Annotated in this window: 15 protein-coding genes; 10 read left to right on the plus strand and 5 right to left on the minus strand. The window is 57.9% G+C overall.

The window, feature by feature from the left end:
* The first annotated feature begins 238 nt into the window (after window positions 1–238).
* The 4 genes from GOW60_RS05600 to GOW60_RS05615 all read left to right on the plus strand — a co-directional run bounded on the left by GOW60_RS05600 (window position 239) and on the right by GOW60_RS05615 (window position 5,886).
* On the plus strand, window positions 239–2,122 hold the full coding sequence (locus tag GOW60_RS05600; RefSeq protein ID WP_171228535.1) for a glycosyltransferase family 2 protein: 1,884 nt from the start codon (window positions 239–241) through the stop codon (window positions 2,120–2,122).
* A 64-nt stretch (window positions 2,123–2,186) separates the two neighbouring features.
* Entirely contained in the window at window positions 2,187–2,888 is a 702-nt protein-coding gene (locus GOW60_RS05605) for a class I SAM-dependent methyltransferase (protein ID WP_254443849.1), read from the plus strand.
* Between the two features lie 22 nt (window positions 2,889–2,910).
* Window positions 2,911–3,963 (plus strand): glycosyltransferase family 2 protein, encoded by a 1,053-nt coding sequence (locus GOW60_RS05610; RefSeq protein WP_171228536.1) that lies wholly within the window; start codon window positions 2,911–2,913, stop codon window positions 3,961–3,963.
* Between the two features lie 27 nt (window positions 3,964–3,990).
* Complete coding sequence (locus tag GOW60_RS05615) at window positions 3,991–5,886, plus strand: ATP-grasp fold amidoligase family protein (protein ID WP_171228537.1); 1,896 nt, start codon at window positions 3,991–3,993, stop codon at window positions 5,884–5,886.
* Between the two features lie 49 nt (window positions 5,887–5,935).
* On the opposite strand, the gene GOW60_RS05620 is transcribed toward GOW60_RS05615, so the two are convergent.
* The gene (locus tag GOW60_RS05620) at window positions 5,936–6,238 is read right to left on the minus strand and encodes a DUF6476 family protein (protein WP_171228538.1); all 303 of its coding nucleotides are present in this window, start codon (window positions 6,236–6,238) and stop codon (window positions 5,936–5,938) included.
* On the opposite strand from GOW60_RS05620, the gene GOW60_RS05625 reads away from it, so the two are divergent.
* From GOW60_RS05625 to GOW60_RS05640, 4 genes are all read left to right on the plus strand, one after another.
* Window positions 6,237–7,271: an RluA family pseudouridine synthase gene (locus GOW60_RS05625; RefSeq protein WP_171228539.1), complete on the plus strand. Its 1,035-nt coding sequence runs from the start codon at window positions 6,237–6,239 to the stop codon at window positions 7,269–7,271. The two genes, GOW60_RS05620 and GOW60_RS05625, sit on opposite strands and share 2 nt — an antisense overlap.
* Window positions 7,272–7,416: 145 nt before the next feature.
* Window positions 7,417–8,313 (plus strand): RNA polymerase sigma factor RpoH, encoded by an 897-nt coding sequence (gene rpoH, locus GOW60_RS05630; RefSeq protein WP_171228540.1) that lies wholly within the window; start codon window positions 7,417–7,419, stop codon window positions 8,311–8,313.
* Window positions 8,314–8,562: 249 nt separating this feature from the next.
* Window positions 8,563–9,537 (plus strand): Gfo/Idh/MocA family protein, encoded by a 975-nt coding sequence (locus tag GOW60_RS05635; protein ID WP_171228541.1) that lies wholly within the window; start codon window positions 8,563–8,565, stop codon window positions 9,535–9,537.
* A 58-nt stretch (window positions 9,538–9,595) separates the two neighbouring features.
* Window positions 9,596–9,865, plus strand: coding sequence for a DksA/TraR family C4-type zinc finger protein (locus GOW60_RS05640; protein WP_170346639.1), 270 nt, complete (start codon window positions 9,596–9,598; stop codon window positions 9,863–9,865).
* Window positions 9,866–9,901: 36 nt separating this feature from the next.
* On the opposite strand, the gene GOW60_RS05645 is transcribed toward GOW60_RS05640, so the two are convergent.
* From GOW60_RS05645 to GOW60_RS05660, 4 genes are all read right to left on the minus strand, one after another.
* Window positions 9,902–10,402 carry a GNAT family N-acetyltransferase gene (locus GOW60_RS05645; protein ID WP_171228879.1) on the minus strand — a complete coding sequence of 167 codons (501 nt, stop codon included), beginning with the start codon at window positions 10,400–10,402 and terminating at the stop codon, window positions 9,902–9,904.
* Window positions 10,403–10,587: 185 nt separating this feature from the next.
* A complete protein-coding gene (locus GOW60_RS05650) occupies window positions 10,588–12,408 on the minus strand; it encodes a M3 family oligoendopeptidase (protein WP_171228542.1) in 1,821 nt (606 codons plus the stop codon).
* A gap of 83 nt (window positions 12,409–12,491) precedes the next feature.
* Window positions 12,492–13,466 carry an alpha/beta fold hydrolase gene (locus GOW60_RS05655; protein WP_171228543.1) on the minus strand — a complete coding sequence of 325 codons (975 nt, stop codon included), beginning with the start codon at window positions 13,464–13,466 and terminating at the stop codon, window positions 12,492–12,494.
* Complete coding sequence (locus GOW60_RS05660) at window positions 13,466–13,756, minus strand: SCP2 sterol-binding domain-containing protein (protein WP_152457676.1); 291 nt, start codon at window positions 13,754–13,756, stop codon at window positions 13,466–13,468. The genes GOW60_RS05655 and GOW60_RS05660 overlap by 1 nt, the downstream gene beginning before the upstream one ends.
* Window positions 13,757–13,786: 30 nt before the next feature.
* On the opposite strand from GOW60_RS05660, the gene GOW60_RS05665 reads away from it, so the two are divergent.
* Complete coding sequence (locus tag GOW60_RS05665) at window positions 13,787–14,395, plus strand: tetratricopeptide repeat protein (RefSeq protein ID WP_171228544.1); 609 nt, start codon at window positions 13,787–13,789, stop codon at window positions 14,393–14,395.
* 21 nt (window positions 14,396–14,416) lie between these two features.
* The gene (locus GOW60_RS05670; RefSeq protein WP_171228545.1) at window positions 14,417–17,242 is read left to right on the plus strand and encodes a helicase-related protein; all 2,826 of its coding nucleotides are present in this window, start codon (window positions 14,417–14,419) and stop codon (window positions 17,240–17,242) included.
* The last annotated feature ends 4 nt before the right edge of the window (window positions 17,243–17,246 follow it).

A 17,246-nucleotide genomic window follows, 5' to 3' on the forward strand; every position in this document is an offset into this window, starting at 1 on the left:
GATGGCAATCCGAATGACGGTTTCAAGGCGGAGACACGCTGGGGGACCGCTGCCTGCGGGGCTGCGATCGTCTGCGGGATCTGGAGTTGGCAGTCGCTGAACCGGCGGGCTCGTCCACTTGCAATGCATTTCCGGGGCACGTAACAAAGCCGCAGGCAGGGATGCGCGCTATACATCTGCAAAGATGTGTTTTTTCCCGCTATCCTGAATTTGCGGGCCACGGGTACAGGTAGACGCGATGAGACTTGTCATATCCACGATGAAAGACGAAGGGCCGTTCATCCTGGAATGGATTGCATACTATCTTTCGATCGGCTTCACCCATTTTATCGTCAATTCGAACGATTGTTCCGATGGCACCGACGCGATCCTTCAGCGATGCCAGGAACTGGGGTTTCTGGCGCATATCGACAACCCCGGCCCGTGGGAATTTGGACCCCAGGCTTCAGCTTATGCAAACGCAATGGAACACCACTGGTGCAAAGAAGCCGAATGGATATTGGTCTGCGACGTGGATGAATTTCTTGATATTCGCGTCGGCGACGGAACACTGGACGATTTGTTTCGTGCATTGCCGCATGCGGACGGATTTGCCGCAATCTGGCAGTTGTTCGGGCACGACGGAATCGTCGAGTTCGAAGACAGGTTCATTGTCGAGCAATTCACCCGTGCGGGCGAGCTTGGCGCCGTCAGCCCCCATAACTTGCGGGCGTTCAAATCGCTGTTTCGCAACAACGGATCGTATCGCACAATCAGCACGCATCGACCGCGCGGCCCGATACCCAACAAGGCGGATCGATTTGCCTGGGTCGACGGGGACGGTGATCCGTTGCCGCCGGCCATGCGAAGACGAGGGTGGGCGTATTCATCAACGGGTGCCGGGTTTGGCCGCAGGCTTTTTCGGATGAACCACTATGCGGTGAGGTCCGTGGAAAGCTATCTGATGAAGCGGTTGCGCGGGGATGTGAATACCTCGAGTTTTCATCCGAAGATGGAGGCAACAGGTCAGGCCTACTGGAAGCTGCATTGCTATAACGACATCGAAGAAACCTCGATCCTGTCCAAAGTTGCGCGACTTCAAGAGGTTTATGAAAAACTGCGATCCGATCCTGTTCTGGGGCAATTGCATCATCAGGCAGTTGCATTTCAAAAGGAACGCATCGCAAGCCTCAGAAAAACCGAGGTGGCGCAGGATTTTATCGCTAAGTTCAGCCGTTTTCGCAGCGGGCGCTATGTCAAGGCGCTGGACCTCGGCGTGATGGAAGATGGCGATCTGTCTTTCAACGCTGAAATGTACAAGGACCCGGACATCACATTTGCCCAGGTCGCGAAATGGACGCGGCTCGGCAAGATGTCCAAGCCCGAGAACTCCAAGCCATACAATTTTCCTTGGTTCGTTCGGCTCGATGCCCTCGAAACCTCGTTTGATTACGAAGAGGCCGCTGCGCAGCATGCGCAAATTACGGATGCCAAACAGGTTTCGGTGCCGTTCGATCCCAAGGATCCTGTCTACCTGCCTTCTGCCCCTCCGGAAGTTGAAAGAACAAAAGACCAGCGGCAGAGTTTTCTTCGATCAATCAGTGGCAAGAAGAATTGGGTGCTGATCGGACATGTTGAGACTGAAATCATCGAAGAAATACTTGATCTGGACGCTGTCGAGAAATTGACGGTCATAGGACCGTGGGGGCTGTCTTGGGACGGTTTTACATGTCCGGATGCAACTCAGGATCCCGAGCTACAGGCGTTGGATCGCACGTTTTATGCATTGCTGGAATATTTCCGCGACCCCATTCTTGCCGGGCGATTGCATATCTACCGGGCGCTGCCCCCCTTGATGCTGAAGCTGTTTGAAGACGAAAGCGTCGGCGTCGTCATCATCCGCGGGGTGCGGGCAGAGCAGGTGATGACCCAGCTGTTGCGCCGTATCGACCGGGTTCTTGCCCCCGGGGGTAGTATCGCGTTCACATCCTATCGCCGTCACGGAGGCGGGTCGTATACGGGTATGAATACGGCGATAAACAGTTTCCTCGGGCGCAATGCTGCACGATACCGGATAACCAGCTTGCAGCCACCGTGGCTTGGCATCGACAAGTTGCCACCGCTTGGCAAAAAGGACACATAGCTTCTGGTTCTTGAGGCTGTGGCGTGGTAGCCATGGCGCAATGAACAAAACGGGTTTTGAGTGAATGGGATACCCGTCTGCAAGTGAGGTCGAGATGTCGAACGAACCCAAGGTTATCGGTGTTGCGCCCGGCGGCCAGAAGAAACCGAAGGCTGACAAGGCGACCAAACGCAAAAACAGCAAAGAAGCAATCCGCCGAACATTCCTTTCGCGTTTGCCAAAGGGGGGCTTGGCCGTTGAAATCGGTGTCTGGCAGGGTGAGTTCTCTCCGACCATCTTGAAACTGATCGAGCCCAGTCAGCTTTTTCTGATCGACCCGTGGAAGCATATTGGTGAGGAATCGCACACAACCGCGTTTGTGGGTCGGACCGAAGACGAAAAGATGGAGGCCATCTTCCAGAAGGTCGTAAAGACTTTCGAGGCCGAGATCGAAGAAGGCAAGGTCGGTATTATCCGCGATTTTTCGGTGCCTGCGTTGGAGCTTTTTGATGATGAAAGCATCTCGTTCGCCTATGTCGACGGAGACCATTCGTATGAAGGCGTGACCGCTGATCTGGCCGCTTTGTTTCCCAAGATCAAACCTGGGGGGATCATGGCGTTCGACGACTACCACCGCCGCGGCTGGTGGGGCGACGGCGTGATCCGTGCGGTCAACGAATTTCTGGGCCAGCACCCCCGAGAGTTGCGCATCCGCGCGATTGCCGGCGCGCAGATCGCCATCGAAAAAATTGTCCCGCAAGATGACAGCAAAGGTCAGAACGACTAGGCGGCGGGGATAAGTGGCAGCGATGGAAAAGCCTGAAAAAGTCCTCATCACCGCGATGAAGAACGAGGGTCCCTATATTCTGGAATGGGTGGCCCATCACAAGGTGCTGGGGTTTGACCGGATCATTGTCTACACCAATGATTGTACAGACGGCACCAACCAGATTCTGAGACGGTTGCAGGACTTGGGCCATGTGGAGTTTCACAGAAACCGGGTTGGTACCGGAGGCATTCACCGGTCTGCGCTGAGACAGGCACGGCGCTTGCCGGTGGTGAAAGATGCAAAGTGGATATATGTCGGCGACGCGGATGAATTCCTGAATATTCACGTTGGAAATCACAGGGTTGATGATCTGATCGAGGCAACGCCCGGCGTTGACGTCATTTCCATTCCCTGGAAGATTTTCTCGAACAGTGGTCGGCACGTTATGCGCGATACGCTGGTGACGCGGCAGTTCTTCGATTGTGAACTGGATTTCGAACAAGGCGGGGCAGGGCGCCGGTTTGTCAAATCCCTGTTCAGGCAGGGCGATTTCTATCTTCGTTTCGGGTTGCACAACCCGCACCCCCGTGCCGAACTTCAGGCCGGCGTGTTCCGGTCCGTGCCCGGAGGGCACGCCACGGAACCTGCGCCCTTCGGCAACCATGTCTCGCCTCCGTTTGGTTTTGAAGTCGCACAGATCAACCACTATGCCGTCAGATCCACGCAGGCCTATCTGGCCAAGCGCAGCCGAGGTCGGGCAAATCATTCCTCGCAGACACTTGGAACCGAATATTGGGACCGCTGGAACCGTGGCGGTGCCAAGGATGAAACAATTCTGCGGTACAAGGATGAAGTGGATGCGGTGCTGGAAGAGTTTCGCGCCGACGACAGGCTTCGACGGCTGCATAGAAGAGCGTTCCGCTGGCACAAGGCCCTGATCAACGATCTGCTGAAACTGCCCGAGTATGATGAGCTGTACCAGAAACTTCTTGAAAAACCGGCTGTGGATTTTGTCGCAAAGGACCGTGGCGTAAGGGAACGCCTGTCGGCCAGCGCGCCGTCTTCGACCGACGAAAACCGGACAGAGTCCTGACAAAACAGCCCCTGGAGAAATAGACGAATGGTTGCGGATCACTCTCTTCCGACGATTGGGATGCTGTGGATGGAAGGCAGCCTGAGCTTTCTGGAGCAGATGTGCATGCTGTCATTCGTCGAATGCGGGCACAGGGTCGTCTTGTTCCACTATGGGCAAGTCGACAACGTTCCGGATGGTATCGAACTGGTGTCGGCAAACGAAATCCACGAGCCCAGGCAGTTCATCGTGAACAACCAGTTCAAGACGCCGGTGCCCCAATCCGATATCTTCAGATTGCACCTGATGAAGAAAACGGATTTTCTGTGGTGCGACACGGATGTTTTGGCGCTTGCCCCGATCCCAAGGGCCGATCATGTCTTTGGGTATTTCAACCGCGATACCATCTGCAATGCCGTTATGCGGTTGCCCTTCGACAGCCCCACATTGAATGCGTATTCCGAATACTGCCAGGATCCCTATCCGATCCGCCCCTGGGTTGAAGGGGAGGAGCGGAAGGAACTGGAACGCCTGAAACAGGCTGGTGAGTTGCCTCATGCGTCAGATCAGGAACACAGTGTCTACGGTCCCGGTGTCATGACGTGGTTTCTGCGCCATTTCGACGAGTTGAAGCATGCCAGCCCCATCCCGGTCTTTTATCCTTTGCCGTTCAGACGGGCAGGGCACGCCAATGACATTCACGTCCGAGAGTTCAGGGACGCGTATATCAAAGAGGAAACGCTTGCCGTGCATCTGTGGGGACGCCGGATGCGGTGGTGGATTGCAAACGGGATCAAGCGGCATTCGTTTCTGGATCGACGTTTGCGGAACCTGGGGGTGAGACCGGGCGACGCGCCTTTGCCGCGCCACGGCCGTGGGGGCCTCAAACCGGTGGAGTTTCCGGCAAACCTGCCCACATTGCGCGCGACGACCGAAGAAATCCACGACGCCACCGGCGGCGTCGTGTCCGTTGCGCTGCTCTCTGACAGGGAAGACTATCTCAAGGCGGCACAGGCTGATCTCGACGCAATTGCAGCTGACAATCTGCATGGCGCCAACACCTCGCCACGCGTCGGTTTTTCGCGCGGTTGGGAACACTATGGCAGTGACTCTGCGCGGCTGAATGCGCTTGGCATGTCACTGTACAACTATGCGGATAGCCATCGATCTTTACCCGATCTGCGCACGCCAAAGACATTCGCCGAAAAGCTGGTGGTCATGAAGCTGTTTGGCGAAGTCCCTGATGCGTTGATCTCTGACCGGTCCAAATACGTGGGCAGCGCCTCGGAATTGCTTGCCTGCCCACAGCGCATGTGGGAGGCGCACATTCCGGCATTGCCCGAAACACTCGACCTCGGGCCCGGCCAGTATTGGTTGAAAGGAACGATGAGCCATGGTCACAAGCTGGCCTTGTCGTTCCCGCTGGATGGCACGCAGCGTGACGATGCCAACCAGAAACTGGCCGCGTGGCACAAGACAAAAACGCCCGAAGGGTTCTGGACAGGCGAATGGTGGCGCGCCACGCAAAAGCCCCTCTATTACATCGAAGAAGACTTGTTCGCCGGGGATCGACAGGCTGGCACCTGGAAATTCTGGGTGATCGCCGGACGCGTGCAGCTGGTGCAGGTTGACCGTGACCGGGGGCGTGGGCGTATCCAGATGCTCCATGATCGCGACTACGATTACCTTGCAGATGAGTTGTATTCACCAACCAGCAGCACTGTTGAACCCCGGCCCGAACGTTTTGAAGACATGATCCGGATCGCTGAAACCCTGGGGCAAGACCTTGAATGCGCCTGCATAGAGCTTCTCCCGGTCGGCGACAGGATTTGCTTGGGTGACTTCACGTTGGCGCCGGTGTTGGGCAAGCACAAGATGCGGTCGGATGCGCTGGATCAGCGTCTGGGTGCTGCGTGGACCGGAACTCGGCTGTTTCCCGACTGAGGCTGGACGATCCCCGGATCATTCATGCCGCCGGAACAAGCGGCAGGGCCTATTCGACCGTGATTTCCTGGCGCAGTTTTCCTGTTGTTTTGTCAAAGATCAGAATGCGATTGTCATCGGTTGCGACGGCATACCAGTTTGACCCGATGGTCAGGGCCTGCGCCCGGGCGCCGTCGGGCAGCGCGATCTGATCCGGCAAGGTGGGGGTGCGGTCCGATAGGCGGATGACAATCAGGGCGAATGTCACTAGAACCCCGCCAATCATCACCGCGGTCAACAGCATGACCATCCGCCGCAGCAATCGCAGTTGCGGAGTTTCCTGCGGTTCTTGAGGTTCGGAAGGGACAGTCATGGGCACCCGCCAGATTGAGTTTCAGATCGCGGCCGATCCGCCGCCTCGCCTTGATAAGGCGCTTTCCCGGGATGTGCCAGACGGGGAAAACCTGTCGCGCACCCGACTTGCGCGTCTGATCGAAGGGGGCGCGGTGCAGATCGACGGTGCCGAGATACGCGACCCCAAGGCCAAGGTGGCCGAAGGGGCGCGGGTCACGATTGCCGTGGCCGAGGCCGAAGACAGCCATATCGGCCCCGAGGACATCCCGCTCGAGATCGTCTTCGAGGATGCGGACGTAATCGTCGTCAACAAACCTGCAGGCATGGTCGTGCACCCCGCGCCGGGATCACCCAGCGGGACGTTGGTGAATGCTTTGCTCCACCATTGCGGAGACGATCTTTCGGGCGTCGGCGGGGTGAAGCGCCCCGGTATCGTGCATCGCATCGACAAGGAAACCAGTGGCCTTCTGGTGGTCGCAAAATCAGACGCGGCGCATCACGGGCTGGCCGAGCAATTCGCGGCGCATAGCGTCGAACGGTATTACCGTGCGGTGTGTTACGGGGTGCCGGATGCAAACGATCCTCGGTTGCGCGGTGTCAAAGGGATCAGCTTTGAACCCGGCAACATCATGCGCGTCACGACGCAGCTTGCGCGACACAAGACCGACCGTCAGAAACAGGCGGTTCTGTTCCATGGCGGGCGGCATGCCGTGACACGCGCACGCGTTGTCGAGACATTTGGTGTGCCGGCGGGTCTTGCCCTGATCGAATGCTGGCTTGAAACCGGCCGAACCCATCAGATCCGCGTTCATATGGCCCACGCAGGGCACGGGCTGGTGGGCGACCCGGTTTATGGTGGCAAGCGCAAGCTGTCCGCAAAAGCGTTCTCTGCCGCCGCCGCAGGTTTTGTCGGCGCTTTTCCCCGTCAGGCGCTTCATGCCGCCGTTTTGGGGTTCGAGCACCCTGTCACCGGTGAATCCCTGCGGTTCGAGGCCGATTTGCCGCAAGATATGCAAAACCTTGTCGAACGTCTGCGCACACCGCTGTCATAATAAGCATACTCCTGTGAAAAAGGGCTTTTTACCTTTTCTTAACGTAAGATTAATTCCAGACTGTTAGCAGCACCTCTTGAATGGGAAGGGTTCCTTACCCATATCCTATGTTAAACATCTAAACATTTGTCGGAGGGACACAATAATGGCAAACTACGCAAATCTTCCCGCACCGACGCCCGAGGGCGGCCTGAATCGCTATATGCAGGAAATCCGCAAGTTTCCTCTGCTGGAGCCGGAAGAAGAATACATGCTGGCCAAGCGTTGGGTCGAAGAGCAGGACACCGAAGCCGCGCACAAGATGGTGACGTCTCACCTGCGTCTGGCGGCCAAGATCGCCATGGGCTATCGCGGCTATGGTCTGCCGCAGGCCGAAGTAATTTCCGAGGCCAATGTGGGCCTGATGCAGGCGGTCAAACGGTTTGACCCTGAAAAAGGCTTCCGTCTGGCGACCTATGCCATGTGGTGGATACGTGCCTCGATCCAGGAATACATCCTGCGGTCCTGGTCTCTGGTGAAACTGGGCACGACCTCGGCGCAGAAAAAGCTGTTCTTCAATCTGCGCAAGGCCAAGGCCCGCATCGGTGCGCTGGAAGAGGGCGACCTGCACCCTGAAAACGTCAAGAAGATCGCCACTGATCTGGGCGTGACCGAAGAAGAAGTGATCAGCATGAACCGCCGGATGTCCGGTGGCGATGCGTCCCTGAACGCCACAGTCGGGTCCGAAGGCGAAGGCACCATGCAATGGCAGGACTGGCTTGAGGATGAGGATGCCGATCAGGCCGGTGATTACGAGGCACGCGATGAACTGGAAGCGCGTCGGGAATTGCTGGCGGCGGCTCTGGATGTGCTGAATGATCGGGAAAAGGATATCCTGACCCAGCGTCGTTTGATGGATCAGCCGGTCACGCTCGAGGAGTTGAGCACTCAGTATAACGTAAGCCGAGAGCGCATTCGCCAGATCGAAGTGCGCGCGTTCGAGAAGCTGCAAAAGAAAATGCGGGATCTGGCGCGGGAAAAAGGCATGTTGGGCGTCAGCTAACAGTTGCGCCCTTCTTGCCTCGCAGGAAGATTCTTCGCGTTCAAGCAATGACGGAAAACGCCCTCTGATGATCAGGGGGCGTTTTTTGCGAATGTTGGCGGAAACTGAAGCAAAGCCCTGAATCAATGGCTGAAGGTCGAAAGCTGTGTTAGGAAAAGACGTGTTTCGTTTTTGATTTCGCAGCAGAACGAGCGCTGGTGACCCCTCGGGAAGCGCGTAATTTGAAACAAGCCGAGTACGGAGGGCGCAATGCAAAGACCGGTTCAATTTGGTGTATTGGGTGCCGCGAAATTTGCGCGCGAATACATGGCCCCGGCGATACATGCCGCCAATGGCGCGCGCTTGGCCGCGCTGGCAACCTCGGATACCGCAAAGGCAGAACCGTTTCAGTCCTTTTGCCCGGATTTGCAAGTATTTGACAGCTATGATGCGTTGTTGGCAGACGCCGGAATCGACGCTGTCTACATCCCGTTGCCCAACCATATGCATGCGGAATGGAGCCTTAAGGCTTTGAGCGCTGGCAAGCATGTTCTGTGCGAAAAGCCCATGACCATGAAGGCGGATGAATTCGATGCATTGATCCAAAAGCGGGACCAAAGCGGCCTGTTGGCCGCCGAGGCATACATGATCGTCCATCACCCTCAATGGCAGCTTGCAAGGAAACTGATCGCAGATGGTGCCATCGGCAATTTGGTACATGTGACCGGTGCATTCAGTTTCGACAATCGCTCTGACACTCGGAACATTCGAAACCGTGCGGAAACGGGCGGTGGAGGATTGCGTGACATCGGGGTCTACGTGATCGGTGGAGCACGCTTTGCAACCGGTCAAGAGCCTGTGTCGGTGCAATCCGCGATCCGTTGGCAGGATGATATCGACATCTTTACCGAAATACGCGCCCAGTTCCCCGGATTTACCTATTCCAGCTATGTGTCCATACGGATGCATCCCCATCAAGAGATGGTATTTCACGGCGAAAGCGGTTTGATCCGCCTGACGACCCCGTTCAATGCGCGTGTGTTCGGAGAGGCGCGGGTCGAGCTGCACCGGCCGGGGCTTGAAGTTCAGGTCACCCGCTTCCCCGGAGCAGACCATTACAAGTTGCAGGTCGAGGCCTTTTGCCGATCAATCAGGGACGGGGCGGAGTATCCCTGCCCTTTGGAATTCTCACGCGGGACGCAAGAGGTGATTGATCGTGTATTCGAGGGCGCGGTTTCACTGTAACTTGCGTTGCGGCCAGCGGCTCAGCTATCCTGAGTGTCACAATTTCAGGAGATGACCGATGGCCGGAGGTTGGGCACGCGACGGCGCCGTGAGCGAACAGATCGAAGCGTCGATCTCAGATGAACTGGCGCGGATGCAGGCGCAAAAGCGGCCCCAGGGCGAAAGCCTGACCCATTGTGCCGAATGCGAGGAACCCATACCGGAAAAGCGTCGCGTCGCGTTGCCGGGAGTAAAGCTCTGCCTGGATTGCCAGCAAGAGCGGGACGGCGCGTTCAAGGCGCGCGGCGGTGTAAATCGGCGTGGATCGAAAGACAGTCAGTTGAAGTGATCTTGGTATGGCCGCGATGAGCCCATACCTAGCATTTCAGTCTCTACGGAGGTCCATCATCATTTCATGCCACCGCACCCCACCGTGATCAGATGCGGATGGCTGAGTGTACCGATAGCCAAACTTCTCATAGAGGGGGACGTGGTGTTCTTTGCACATAAGATGGATGGTTTCTTTTTTCGCGTCAGTCATGCGCTTGACGAATTCAGACATTAGCGCGGTGGACAAGCCAAGGCCCTGATGTGCCGGATCTACTACCACTGACATAATCACGACATTTGGAGCAACCGGGTCATGCCCGATGAGTTCTTTGAAGTCTTCGTCAGACATTTCAACATCATACGCGCATCCGCTGTTTACGAAGCCAACGATTTGGTTGTCGACTTCCAGGATTAAAAAGCCTTGTGGATACTCAACGATGCGCTTGGAAATTTTTTCATGTGTCGCTGCCTCATCGCCGTCGTAGGCTAGCGTCTCAATTTCAAAGCAGCGGGTTGCATCCGTTAGTGAAGCGTTGCGAAAATTTTGGTTGCTCATGCCCATAGTCGATCTGTGAATAATTCAACGATAAGGCTATTCGATTGTTCGGTTGAAAACCAGTTCATGAGGAACGGCAGCATTTTCCGCGTAGCGGGCATTCAAGGTCCCCTTGGGCGCGACATTGCCGGGCATGGCAAGTTTTTTCCACAAGGCAGATGTCGCCACCCTCTGTTACGGGCGTCTCAGCCCTCCATCGCCTCCAACTCGTCAATGAAGCCCGAGATCATCGACAGGCCCTTGTCCCAGAATTTCGGGTCGCTGGCATCCAGCCCGAACGGGGCCAGCAGTTCTTTGTGGTGCTTTGATCCACCTGCGCGCAGCATTTCGAAATACTTGTCCTCGAAACCTTCGGCGCCGCTTTCATAGACCGAGTATAGCGCGTTCACCAACCCGTCGCCGAAGGCATAGGCGTAAACGTAGAAGGGCGAATGAACAAAGTGCGGGATATAAGCCCAGAAGGTCTCGTACCCGTCCATGAATTCGAATGCCGGGCCAAGGCTTTCGGCTTGAACGCTCATCCACAGGGCGTTGATGTCATCCGGGGTCAGCTCCCCTTCGCGCCGGGCGGCGTGCAGTTTGCATTCAAAGTCATAGAAGGCAATCTGGCGGACCACCGTGTTGATCATGTCCTCGACCTTGCCGGCCAGCAGAACCTTGCGCTGTTCGGGCGTTTCGGCCTGGTCCAGCATCTTGCGGAAAGTTAGCATCTCGCCGAAGACGCTGGCGGTTTCGGCCAGCGTCAGTGGCGTCGAGGACAGCATCTCGCCCTGATCGGCAGCCAGCACCTGATGCACGCCGTGGCCCAGCTCGTGCGCAAGCGTCATCACGTCGCGCGGTTTGCCCAGATAGTTGAGCATCACGTAAGGATGCACCTCGGTCACGGTGGGATGCGCGAAGGCGCCCGGAGCCTTGCCGGGCTTCACCGCCGCGTCGATCCAGCCTTTCGAGAAGAACGGCGCCGCGATGTCGGCCATGCGGGGGTCGAAGGCGGCATAGGCCTCCATCACGGTTTTCTCGGCGTCCTCCCACGACACGGTGCGGGTGTCTTCCATCGGCAGCGGCGCGTTGCGGTCCCAGACCTGCATCACATCCAGCCCAAGCCACTTGCGCTTGAGCTCATAGTACCGATGGCTGAGTTTGGGATAGGCGGCCACGACCGCCTCGCGCAGGGCTTCGACCACTTCGGGTTCGACATCGTTCGACAAGTGACGCCCTGTTTGCGCGGTCGGCATCTTGCGCCAGCGATCGACGATTTCTTTCTCTTTGGCCTGCGTGTTGTGGACACGGGCAAATGTTTTGATGTTCTCCTGAAACACGCGGGCCAGTTCGCGCGCCGCGGCCTCGCGCTTGGAGCGGTCCTGTTCGGTCAGCAGGTTCAGGGTGCCTTCGATGTTCAGTTCTTCGCCGTCCACCGTAAAGGTCAGCCCGGCGATGGTTTCGTCGAAAAGACGCTCCCACGCGTCGCCGACAACGCCCAGATCGTGCAGGAATTTTTCCAGCTCGTCCGACAGCTGATAGGGCTTCATCGCGCGGATGCGCCGGAACACGGGCTCGTATCGGGCAAGATCCGGGTTGGCAGCAAAATGCGCCCCAAGCACATCGTCTTCGATCCGGTTGATCTCGAGCGTGAAGAACACCAGAGGCGTCGTGAACACGGTGATCTTTTCCTGCATGTCCGACAGGAACTTGGCCCGCTCTGCGTCGGTGGTCAGCTGGTAATAGCGCAGGCCAGCAAAGGACATGATACGGCCCGCGACGGCGTTGATCTTTTCATTGCGCTGAACGCAGGCCAAAAGGGCCGCGGCGTCCAGCTCTGCCAGCTTGCCTTCATAGTCGGCAGCAAAGGCGGCACATTCGCCTTCCAGCCAGTCTAGGTCGCGCGCCAGTTCGGGCGCCTCTTCCGAGGCGTAGAGATCCGTCAGATCCCATTCGGGAAGATTGCCCAGATTGTCGGCACCGCCCATTGCGTTTGCGTCACGGACGGGAAAGGGAAGGTCGCGCATGGATCACCTTTTGTAGACTGCTTTGCAAACATCTAGGGTTGGCGCGCGCGGATCACAAGCGGCCAATCCCAAGGTGAAAAGGTTTACGTGGAAACCAGCTTGGACGCCCCATTTGATTGGTTGGCCCGGAAATGACTGGCAAGCTGGTCCAGAACCGGGCTCCGAACGTCCGGTGCTTCCATCAGCACTTCATGTTCACCGTTCGGGATTTCGATCAATGTACCATTCGGCCAATTGGCCATGCGCGCCCGTATGGCCTTGCGATCCACGATTTGTTCGTGGCTGCCCAGAAAAGTCAGACAGGGTGTTTTTGGGGCGGGCTGTTCCATCAACCATTCGCATTCGTCCAGCGACTCGCGCAGCCAGCGGTTGGAAGGGGCACCAAGAGCCAGTTCGGGATGCGCATTCAGCTGATTTTGCATCATCCGGTACATGTCCGGGTCGCGGGTCAGCATATTCCCGTCGAATGGCTGCGACAGGACATAGCTTTCAAGCGTCGTGGTCGGGGGGGTGCGTTCGCCAAGGCCAAGCGCGGTGCCCCAATACGCTGTAACGCGGCTCAGAGGTTTCATGACCGGAGTGAAGAAAATTCCCCACATCGGGCCGGTGAACGCGCATGCGGCAAAACACCCTTTTTCGATGACGGCACGCAACCCGATGGCGCCGCCCATCGAATGCCCGACGACATACCACGGCTTCGGCAAGTCCAGAGCGTTTGCAAGGTCCAGGGTTGACTGAACATCGTATTGGTAATCGGTGAAATGGTCGACATGGCCGATGCGTGGGTTGTCCAGCAACCGATCCGCAAGACCTTGACCGCGCCAGTCCACGGCCAGCATCGCAAAGCCGCGCTTCGCGAATTCACCGGCGGTACTGCCATATTTTTCGATATATTCGGTGCGTCCGGGGAACATCATGACGGTGCCATGTGCGCCATCATCCGGAAGCCAGTGACCCACGCGAATGCGTTTTTGGTCAGACGTCGTCAACCAATGGGCCTTTCCACCGGCAGGTCCGCCGGCCACGTCTTCAAAAAAGGGGGCCGGCGACAACTCCATCAGGCCAGCACCGAGGCAAGCTTCATGGCAACACCCATGTCGCCGTCGATGCTCAGCTTTCCCGACATGAACGCGCCGGTCGGATTCAGCTCACCGCTCAGGATCTGTTCGAACGTCTCTGCATCAGCGCTCATGGTGACACTGGCCTCTTCATCGCTGACCCGCGCACCGTTTTCGTCCAGAACGATCGAACCCAGATCGGTGATGGCGAACTTGGCCGTGTCATCAAACGCGCCGCCATCCAGTTTTTCGTTCAGTGCGGCAGCCGCCTTTTCGAGAGTCTCGCTCATGCTTTTCCTCATATTGTTAGTGCGCCGTGAATGGACATCCCCGGTCGCAACGCTACACTGCCTATTGTTATGAGCATTGCAATTCACAATCTCAAAGGTACCGTTGCGGCACTTTTTGTCCTAGTCACGTTTTCCACCAGTTGTTTCGCGCAGCAGGCGGATTCACGGGACGAGGATGAGTTGCTGCAAAAACTGGCGCAGTCGACCCCGGAACAGGCAATTGCACTGGATCGGCAGTTGCAGGCGCTGTGGTCGCAATCGGGGTCTGCGTCGGCTGATCTGCTGCTGGAGCGGGGACGCGAGGCCTTGGACGAGGGCGACGTCGACGCTGCTCTGGATCACCTGACCGCGCTGACGGATCACGCGCCTGATTTTGCCGAAGGATGGCATCTGCGCGCATCTGCCTTTTTCGGGGTCGAGCGCTTTGGTATGGCGGCCGCCGATCTGGAACATGTGCTGACGCTGAATCCAAATCACTATGAGGCGATTTACGGTCTGGGTCTGATCTTTGAAGTTATCGGGGAACCTCGGAAAGCCTACGAGGCTTATTCTCGGGCGTTGTCTATACATCCTTATCACGAAGAAGTAACCAATGCCGTGAATCGGCTGAAGCCTCAGGTTGAAGGCAAGGCGCTGTAAGGCTCGGGGCAGGGGGCGAATGTGAGCGGGTCATCCCGAATCGTGGCCGTACTTGGCCCGACCAACACTGGTAAAACCCATTACGCCATCGAACGCATGCTGGGCCATCGGACCGGCGTGATCGGTCTGCCGCTGCGCCTGCTGGCGCGCGAGGTCTATGACAAGATCGTTGCGATCCGTGGGCCGTCGGTGGTGGCGCTGGTCACGGGCGAAGAACGGATCGTACCGCCCCGTGCGCAGTATTGGGTGTGCACGGTTGAGGCGATGCCGGAAGGCATGGGTGCTGATTTTGTTGCCATCGATGAGATCCAGCTCTGTGCCGATCCGGAACGGGGTCACGTCTTCACCGACCGTCTGCTCAGGTCTCGCGGCACGAACGAGACATTGTTCCTGGGCTCGGACACAATGCGTGGCCCGATTTCGGCGCTGGTCCCCCAGGCGCAGTTCGTGCGGCGAGAGCGGATGTCACAGCTGGTTTACTCGGGCTCCAGAAAGATCAGCCGGATGCCTGCGCGCAGCGCCATCGTGGGGTTCTCTGTTGAAAACGTCTATGCCATCGCCGAATTGCTCCGCCGCCAGAAAGGTGGTGCCGCGGTGGTCATGGGGGCGCTCAGCCCGCGGACCCGGAATGCACAGGTGGACCTGTACCAAAACGGTGAGGTTGATTACCTGGTTGCCACGGACGCTATCGGGATGGGGTTGAACCTGGATGTGAACCACGTTGCGTTTTCATCCCTGTCCAAGTTCGACGGGCGCAGGATGCGTCCGCTTGCGCCGAATGAGCTGGCGCAGATCGCAGGCCGGGCAGGTCGCGGGATGTCGGATGGCACCTTCGGCGTAACCGGAGAGGCCCCGCCACTGGACGAGGGCGTGGCGCAGGCGATCATGGACAGCCGGTTTACGCCGATGAAAAAGCTGAACTGGCGGAATGCCGCCCTTCGGTTCGGCTCGATCGATGCGCTGATCGACTCGCTTGAGGTCAGCCCGGATGATGAACACCTGATCAAGGCCCGCCCCGCTGACGACCTGAACGCGTTGAAATCGCTGTCGCAAGTGACCGAGGTTGTCGCCCGTGCAAGCGACGGCCCGTCCATCCGGTTGTTGTGGGATGTGTGCAGAATCCCTGATTTTCGCGGTATCAGCCATGCGGAACACGCCAGCTTGCTGGAGGTGATCTATGGCCATCTGCATGAACGGGGATCTATTCCCGACGAGTTCATGGCGCGGCAGATCAGACGGATCGATCAGACCCACGGCGATATCGACGCTTTATCTAAAAGATTGGCATATATTCGCACGTGGACATATGTTGCGCAGCGGAAAGGGTGGGTTCGTGACGAATCACATTGGCGTGACGAAACCCGCACTGTAGAAGACAGACTGTCCGACGCTCTGCACGAGCGTCTCACGCAAAGATTTGTGGATCGGCGCACATCCGTTTTGTTGCGCCGGCTCAAACAGAAGGAGGCCCTTTTGGCCGAAGTAAATGACAAGGGTGAAGTGACCGTCGAAGGCGAATTCGTCGGTCGTCTGGAAGGGTTCCGGTTCATCCCGGACAAAAGCGCGCAGGGAACCGAGGCGAAAGCTCTGAAATCGGCGTCTCTGCAAGCACTCGCGCCGCAATTCCATCTGCGCGCCGATCGCTTCTACAACGCGCCCGATACTGAAATTGATTTCACTGATCAGGGTGGCCTGATGTGGGGTGAATACGCCGTTGGCAAGCTGGTTGCCGGGGCGGAACCTCTCAAACCTATGGTCGAAGTGTTCGTTGACGAAGCCGCGGGGCCGGATGTCGAGCAGAAAGTGCAGCGCCGTTTGCAGCACTTCATCGACCGCAAGGTGGCCGCTCTGTTCGAGCCACTGCTGAACCTGTCCCGCGATGAGGAACTCAGCGGCCTTGCCAAAGGCTTTGCTTTCCGCATGGTCGAAGCGCTGGGTATCCTGCCCCGCGCCCAGGTCGCACAAGAGGTCAAGGATCTTGATCAGGACGCCCGAGGCGCCTTGCGCAAGCATGGTATCCGGTTCGGCCAGTTCACCATTTTCATGCCGCTGCTGCTGAAACCGGCCCCCACACGTCTGCGTCTTGTGCTTTGGGCGCTGTCCAGCGGGTTGCAGGAATTCCCCGAAGCGCCGCCTCCGGGCCTGGTGACCGTGCCGGTCGCCAAGGATGCGCCGCAGGGCTATGACACCATGTGTGGCTACCGCGATGCGGGCGAGCGTTCGATCCGTATCGACATGCTGGAACGTTTGGCGGACATGCTGCGCGCAGAAGACAGCCGCGGCGGATTCGAAGCCAAACCCGATATGCTGTCGATCACCGGTATGACGCTGGATCAGTTCGCAGACCTTATGCAGGGGCTGGGATACAAGGCGGAACGCGGCGAGCGTCCGAAAGTCAAACCTGCACCGGTCGAACAGCCGGCGGCAGCTGAAGCGGACAAACCGACCGCCGAAGAAGCCCCGGCAAGTGAAGTCGCGGCAGAAGAGGTCGCCGCACCCGCCGAGGCGGCAGCCGAGGCTACCGACGGCACCGAGGCGGCAGCCGAGGCTGGCGCGGACAGCCTTCCCGCAGAACCAGTGTCAGACGAACCCGAAGTTGAAGTGTTCTACACCTTCACCTGGGCCCGTCAGCGACAGCCCAACCGAGGCCCGCGCCGCGAGCAGGGGCAGGGCAAAGGCAAACCGCGCGGCAAACCGCAGGATGGCCGTGGCAAACCGCACGGCAAGAAGGGCGGCAAGCCTCAGGGCGCCAAGACCTTCTCGTCACGGCCGCCGAAAAAGGAAAAGGCGATTGATCCCGACAACCCGTTTGCAGCCGCGCTGATGGGTTTGAAGGACGGCAACTGATCCG

The organism is Ruegeria sp. HKCCA4008 (assembly GCF_013033125.1).
Lineage (GTDB): Bacteria > Pseudomonadota > Alphaproteobacteria > Rhodobacterales > Rhodobacteraceae > Ruegeria.